Origin of the sequence: Paraburkholderia sp. (genome assembly GCF_049581445.1) — a bacterium.
GTDB lineage: Bacteria > Pseudomonadota > Gammaproteobacteria > Burkholderiales > Burkholderiaceae > Paraburkholderia.
Genome location: NZ_JBAURZ010000270.1, coordinates 1 through 6,787 on the forward strand (window position 1 = coordinate 1; position 6,787 = coordinate 6,787).

Annotated in this window: 4 protein-coding genes and 1 pseudogene; 4 read left to right on the plus strand and 1 reads right to left on the minus strand. The window is 61.9% G+C overall.

Annotated features, from left to right (window positions below; genetic code table 11):
* The 4 genes from WCA85_RS22685 to WCA85_RS22700 all read left to right on the plus strand — a co-directional run.
* Positions 1–1,127 (plus strand): helix-turn-helix domain-containing protein (locus WCA85_RS22685; protein WP_424067103.1); only part of this gene is annotated, 1,127 nt, incomplete at its 5' end.
* A 34-nt stretch (positions 1,128–1,161) separates the two neighbouring features.
* Positions 1,162–1,845, plus strand: coding sequence for a glutamine cyclotransferase (locus tag WCA85_RS22690; protein ID WP_424067104.1), 684 nt, complete (start codon positions 1,162–1,164; stop codon positions 1,843–1,845).
* A 303-nt stretch (positions 1,846–2,148) separates the two neighbouring features.
* Entirely contained in the window at positions 2,149–4,599 is a 2,451-nt protein-coding gene (locus tag WCA85_RS22695) for a filamentous hemagglutinin N-terminal domain-containing protein (RefSeq protein WP_424067105.1), read from the plus strand.
* A gap of 74 nt (positions 4,600–4,673) precedes the next feature.
* Complete coding sequence (locus tag WCA85_RS22700; protein WP_424067106.1) at positions 4,674–6,404, plus strand: ShlB/FhaC/HecB family hemolysin secretion/activation protein; 1,731 nt, start codon at positions 4,674–4,676, stop codon at positions 6,402–6,404.
* 102 nt (positions 6,405–6,506) lie between these two features.
* Here WCA85_RS22700 and WCA85_RS22705 read toward each other — a convergent pair.
* A pseudogene (locus tag WCA85_RS22705) lies at positions 6,507–6,787 on the minus strand (glycosyl hydrolase); the annotation flags it as partial.

The window sequence follows — 6,787 nt, forward strand, 5'->3', positions numbered from 1 at the left end:
CCCTCGCGCTGCGCGGTATCGCCATGGCTCAGCTTGGCGATCTGGTGCGCGCGAAGGCACTCGTTCGCAGTGCGGCACGCGCTTTCGGTCCTAAAGAGGCCGTGTCACGCGCGCGTTGCATCGTCGCTGAGGCGGAAATTGCGCTCGCCGCGCGTGACCTCAGTTGGCCAACCAGGGCGCTCGACGCTGCGCGGGCCACGCTCGAAGCCCACGGCGACCATGTCAACGCTGCCCACGCGCGTTATCTCGCGATCCGGCGACTGCTGCTGATCGGACGTCTCGACGAAGCCGAAACTGCGCTCGGCTTGCTCGACCCCGCGCCTTTCCCACCTGCACTTAGGGCTGCCCACGAATTGATGGTGGCCGGGCTCGCCATGCGGCGCCTGCGTGCGCAGGCTGCACGTGCCGCACTCGTCCGCGCTGAGCAAGCCGCGCGCCACGCTGCTATTCCTGCGCTGTCTGCGGAAATCGCAAGCGCATCCCTGGTATTGAACTCGCCGGCGGCGCGCCTGATTGCGCGCGGCGAGGCACGCCCGCTTTTGCTTGACGAAGTCGAAGCGCTACTCGCGTCAAAGGCGCTCGTGGTGGATGCATGCCGTCATGCAGTGTGTCATGCGACTACGGTGATTTCTCTCGCGAGGCGTCCCGTCCTGTTCGTGCTCGCACGCGCGCTGGCGGAATCGTGGCCGCAAGACATGCCGCGAGACACGCTCGTCGCGCTGGCCTTCCGCGGCAAACATGCCGATGAATCGCATCGGGCCCGCTTGCGGGTCGAAGTCGGGCGACTGCGCGCAATGCTGGCGCCACTTGCCAGCGTGAACGCGACGAAGCAAGGGTTTGCACTAGTGCCTAACGAGGCACGCGAAGTGGTCGTGCTGGCCCGGCCCGTCGAAGAAAAGCACGCCGCAGTGCTCGCGTTTCTCGCCGACGGCGAGTCGTGGTCGAGTTCAGCGCTGGCCATCGCGCTCGGCTCCAGTCAGCGGACCGCGCAGCGGGTACTTGACACGCTGGCGGAGGCTGGCAAGGTGCAATCGTTCGGTCAGGGACGGGCACGCCGCTGGATGACCCCGCCCATGCCTGGATTCACGACGACCTTGTTACTCCCCGCTCCGCTACCGGGCGATTAGCATGGGACATGGCGAATGTGACGAGGGAGGAAGCATGAAACGATCCGCAGCTGAAATCATCCATGAATATGGGCCCTTCCCGGGTGTCGAACGTGTGGGTGGCGTCACCTATGACGGACAGAACGTGTGGTTAGCCGCTGGCGATGCGCTAAAGGCACTCGATCCCGCGAGCGGCAAAATGCTGCGTTCAATCGACGTGGCCGCGCATGCTGGAACCGCCTTCGACGGTCAGCATCTGTTTCAGATCGCTGAGGACCGGATCCAGAAGATCGATCCGCAAACCGGCGATGTGCTTGCCACAATCCCGGCGCCAGGCGGTGGCGGTGATTCGGGACTTGCGTGGGCCGAGGGCACGCTCTGGGTGGGACAGTACCGCGAACGCAAGATCCATCAGGTGGATCCTGAAACCGGTGCGATTTTACGGACCATCGAGTCCAATCGTTTTGTCACAGGGGTCACGTGGGTTGGCAATGAGCTGTGGCACGCCACCTGGGAAGGCGACGAAAGTGAGTTGCGCCGGATCGATCCGCGCACAGGCGAAGTCGTGGAGCGGCTTGAGATGCCGCCCGGCGCGGGCGTGTCGGGGCTCGAATCCGATGGCGATGAGCGATTCTTTTGTGGTGGCGGAAACAGCGGCAAGGTGCGAGCCGTGCGGCGACCGAAGCAGGGCGGTAACGGGAGCAGCGGCGACGACGCCGATAAGCCCTCGAAAACCTGATTGAAACGCGGCTCGTTTAACGAGCCGCGTTTTTGTTTAGTCTCTGCATGACGCCCCACGGCGTGCACCCTTCGAAAAACCGCTCATCCACCCGCTCAATCAGAACCTCCATCTGACCATCGCTTCGCGCCGCGAGAACATAAGTGGTAAACCGCACGTTTCGCCGGCCAATAATCAGATGGAATACGCCGTCAGCCCTTCCCCACTGATTTAGCGATCCAAGACATTTTTACCGAAAGCCCTGCGATTTTCCCGGTTGCCGCGAATACAACCGCGCTGTTGTGCGTTCCCCTGGAGGTGCGTATGAAGCAAATCGTTTCCACTCGAGCAACCTCGTCGGCTGTCCCTTTTGCCACCCATCACTCCGTTTGCATCGATGCGAGTCACCCTCGCCCGCTGGTGAGCCGGCCGCGTCTCGCTTCACGCAAACAACGTCAACAGCTACTGGTTTTACTGATGATGCAAGCGGGCTTGCTCTCGGTCGCGCGAGCGGCGCCGCCTCTTCCGCAAGGCGGTCAATTCGTTGCGGGCCAAGGGTCGATTGCCGAGGCAGGTTCGCGGCTCACCATCGCGCAGACGAGTTCGCGCGGGGTCATTGACTGGAACAGCTTTTCGATCGGCGCCGGGAATCGCGTCACCATCGACAACGGTTCGGGTGCAACGCTAAATCGAGTCACCGGCGCTGATCCGTCGCTCATCAGCGGTATGCTCAACGCGACCGGCAGTGTGTATCTGATCAATCCGCAAGGCGTGCTGGTGGGCCCAGGTGGCGTGATCAACACTGGTGGGCGCTTTGTCGCTTCCACGCTCGATGCCGACAATACCGCGTTCATGCAGGGCGGTTCGTTGACACTGAGCGGCACTGGCAATGGCAGCGTGATCAATCTTGGCAAGATCAGCTCCACAGGCGGTGACGTATTCCTGATTTCACGCAAGGCCGTGGCGAACCTGGGGAAGGTCAGCGCGCCTGAAGGCACTGCCGAGTTTGCCGCAGGCAACCAGATTCTGCTGCAAGATTCATCGTCCGGGCAGCAGGTCTTCGTGCAAAGCGGCAGCAACGGACAGGTGCTCAATGCAGGCACGGTGCGCGCAGCACAGATCAATCTGGAAGCCGCAGATGGCAACGTGTATGCGCTGGCGGGACGCAACAGCGCGCTGCGTGCTACGGGCACCGCCACGCGTGATGGTCACGTCTGGCTCGTCGCCGATGGCGGCACAATAGACGCACACGGCACCATCGACGCGCAAAACGCGGACGGCAGCGGCGGCACCGTCGATATGAGTGCGAACACACTGCGCGTAAGTAGCGCGACGGTCGACGCCGCGCTATGGAATCTCACAGCCCCTGTATTTACGATTGATGCGGCCACTGCGCGCACGCTCGAACGCAACCTGTCGCACGATACCTCGGTGAACGTCACAACGACCGGCGCCGGTGGCGCGAGCGGCGACCTGAGTGTCCTTTCGAACATCCGCTGGCGTGGTGCTGCATCGCTCACCCTCGACGCGTATCACTCGATCACGGTCGGGCCAAACGTGACACTCGCCAACCACGGCACCGGCAATCTGACCTTGCGTGCCGACGCAAACGCCATCGACAACGGTGGTAGCGTCACCAATCAAGGGACGATTGACTGGTCGAAGAGCACAGGCATCGTCTCCGCGCTATACGACATGAACGGGAGCTGGCAGCCTGGCACGATCCACAGTAACGCAGCATGGAGTGCCGCACCGTTCAGCGGTCTCGTGACCCAGGTCACCGCCTATCAGCTGATCAATTCCTTCGCGGACCTGAGCAACGTCGCGCTGAATATGGCCGGCATATACGCGCTCGGCACCGATCTGACGGCCACGTCAACAGTGCCGTACTCGACAATCGGCAACTCGACCACCGCGTCATTTACCGGTCAGTTCGACGGCATGGGGCATACCATTAGCAACCTCGGTTTCACGAGTGCCTCACCGTATTCGCTCGCGGGCTTCTTTCCGACAATCGGACCGACCGGCGTCGTGCGTAACCTCGGCATCGTGAACGCGATCTCCGGAAGTCTGTTTGGCGCTTCGGGCATCCTTGCCGGAGACAACTTCGGCCTGATCGTAAACTCGTACACCACGGGGATGGTCACCGCCGGATCTTTCGGACAGGGCTCCGGCGGCGGACTGGTCGGGCAGAACGACGGCACGATCGAGCGATCGTGGAGCAGCGCGCAAGTCGGCGACCAGACCGCGGTGGGCGGTCTGGTCGGCATCAATAACGGATTGATCCTGCAATCGTACGCGACAGGCAGCATATTTGTCGGCTCTCACGGCATCCCTGGCGGCCTTGCAGGTGAGAACACATCCACGGGGGTGATTGATCAGTCGTACGCGGTGGGCCAGGTTACTCCGAATTTCCAGGGCGGCGGTCTGGTCGGCAGCAATGCCGGATTAATCGAAGAATCGTTCGCCGCAGCGCCAGCGCCTGTTGCGGTTTCGCCGACCATAGCGTTCGGGGCGATCGCTGAGCAAAATACCGGCACGATTGCGAACAACGTATTCTGGAACGCTCAGACCGGGGCATACATTGCCGGCAGCAATATGCCGGTTCCCGGTGTCGCGATCGGAACACCGATATCCGCCGCCAATGGATTAACCTCCGCCCAAATGGTCAACCCCGCCAGCTATGGATCAAGCTGGGATTTCAGCGCCAACGGCACCTGGGTCATAGCAGCCGGTGCGTCGTATCCTCTGCTGCGATGGCAAGTTGAGCCTTGACCAATCCATACCCTGGATTGCCGCACGGCACGTTGGGGGTCGGGCATGTGCACGGCCTTAAGCGCGCCGGCGGCTTGGCGCGCTTAAGTGTGGGCGCCGCATTGTTTGCGCTTGCGACGGGAGTCGCGGCGCAATCGTATCGCGATGTGACGCCCTCGGCGCCGCCCGCGTCGGCGCGGCCCCCAGAGGCACCCAAGCCTGCCGGGCAGGCCGACAATGCAACGCAAGTGGCCGTTCAAACGCTGCACGGTTTGACGTTCACCGCTGACAGTCACGCGGAATCTCCGCTTAATGAAGCCGCAGACGGCGCGATCACCGCGAAGGGTCTGCCATTGCTCGACGCATCATTTCTCGCCGGTTTCGCAGCGGATATTGGTAAACCGATCACCTTCGGCCGACTCGCCGAGATACGCCGCGCAGTCGTGCAGCGCTATCGTGACGCGGGGCAACCGCTCGTTGATGTGTATCTGCCCGAGCAGGACGTGACGAATGGCGTAGTGCGGATTACGGTGGCGAATTACCGTTTGGGAAAAGTCATGGCGCGCGGCAACCGCTATTTCTCGGATCGCCTGCTAGTCGGTGAAATGCCGCTGACGAGCGGCGCGTTGATCCACGAAGCCGATGTCTCCTCGGGCCTCGCGCTGCTCAATCTGAATCCGTACCGAACGGTGGACGTGGTATACGCCCCTGGTGACGCCGAAGACTCCACCGACGTGATTCTGGAAACGCAGGACCGTCTACCCTTGCGCGTGACCGCCGGTTACGACAATGATGGCGTCAGCCAACTCGGCCGCGACCGCGTGTTTGCCGGTATCGACTATGGCAACCTGTTCGGTCTCGATCAGGAGATCAGCTATCAGCTCACGACCAACACCGATGTGTTCGACGGTAATCCCGACATCACTGGTGGTCCGAATCGCCCGCGCTTTGTTGCGCATTCGTTCAACTACAGTGCGCCGCTGCCATGGCTCGACCGGGTCGAACTGTTCGGCATGTATGCGCAGAGCACGCCCAACGTTCCAGACAGTTTCGGTCAAACCGGAATCTCTGCACAACTGAGTTTTCGCTACGACTGGCGGCTTGTCCCACTCGGCGCGTGGCAGCAACAGATACAGTTGGGCTATGACTTCAAGCGCTCGAACAACGACCTCGAATTCGGCGGCTTTCAGGTGTTCAATTCGAACACACACATTCATCAGTTTGTCGTCGCTTACGACGCAAACGGACGCGACACGCTCGGGCAGGCCAGCGCCAGCGCGACCGTCATCGTCAGTCCGGGTTATATGGACGGCGACGACAACGACGCGGCCTTCAATACGGCACGGCTCGGCGCGAGCGCGCGTTACACGTATATGCAGCTAGCCGGCCAGCACGATGCGGCGCTGCCGGCAGGCTTCTCGCTGTGGGCGCGCGGTCTGTTTCAGTGGACCCCCGACACGCTTCTGCCGAGCGAAGAGCTCGGTCTTGGCGGCGATGGCAGCGTGCGTGGCTACGATCCGTATGTCGTGGAGGGTGATCGAGGGTGGAATCTGCAGACCGAACTGCGTACGCCGCCGCTAATGTTCGGCTCGACGAGCGTCGCGCTGCAGCCCTTCCTGTTCCTTGACGCTGGACACGCATGGAACCGGATCGACGAGCCCACTGAGCAGAACAATGGTTCGCTCATCAGCGTGGGGGCGGGTTTGCGCTTTCAGGTCTCACGCTTCGTCAATGTACGCGGCACGTTTGGCGTGCCGCTGCGCGCTGCGGTGCCGGACGGCTCGAAAACGCCGCTGGCCATTGTGTATGTTGTGATTGGCAGCTAGCGCATTGGCAGCGTGGATGAATCCTGCGCATGAGGGCCTCGAAACTACAGCGACGCTTCACACGAAGCGCCGCTGCGAACTCTGATGCCCTCTTTGTCAACCTCAGGGCGTATTGCCCGCAGTGAAGGCCTTGTACGATGCGTAGCACGCCTTGTGGGTCGCGCCGTCGGCTTCGATCAGCCCGTACTCGTCGGTGGTCGCCATGTCGATCAGTTCATACATCATGATCGACTGCACGTTGTACTGCTCACGCAGCGAGTAGTACTCGGCCATCGCGCTCGACACGTAGCTGCCCTGCTGTGCGGAGGTGTCGTACATGTTGAAGCCCCACTCGGTCAGCCAGATCGGCAGGTTGAACGACTGCTGCAGGATCTGCAGCACGT

Excerpts from the sequence above, each read along its gene's own strand:
- WCA85_RS22690 (WP_424067104.1), top strand. The coding sequence starts at position 1,162 with ATGAAACGATCCGCAGCTGAAATCATCCATGAATATGGGCCCTTCCCG.
- WCA85_RS22695 (WP_424067105.1), top strand. The coding sequence starts at position 2,149 with ATGAAGCAAATCGTTTCCACTCGAGCAACCTCGTCGGCTGTCCCTTTT.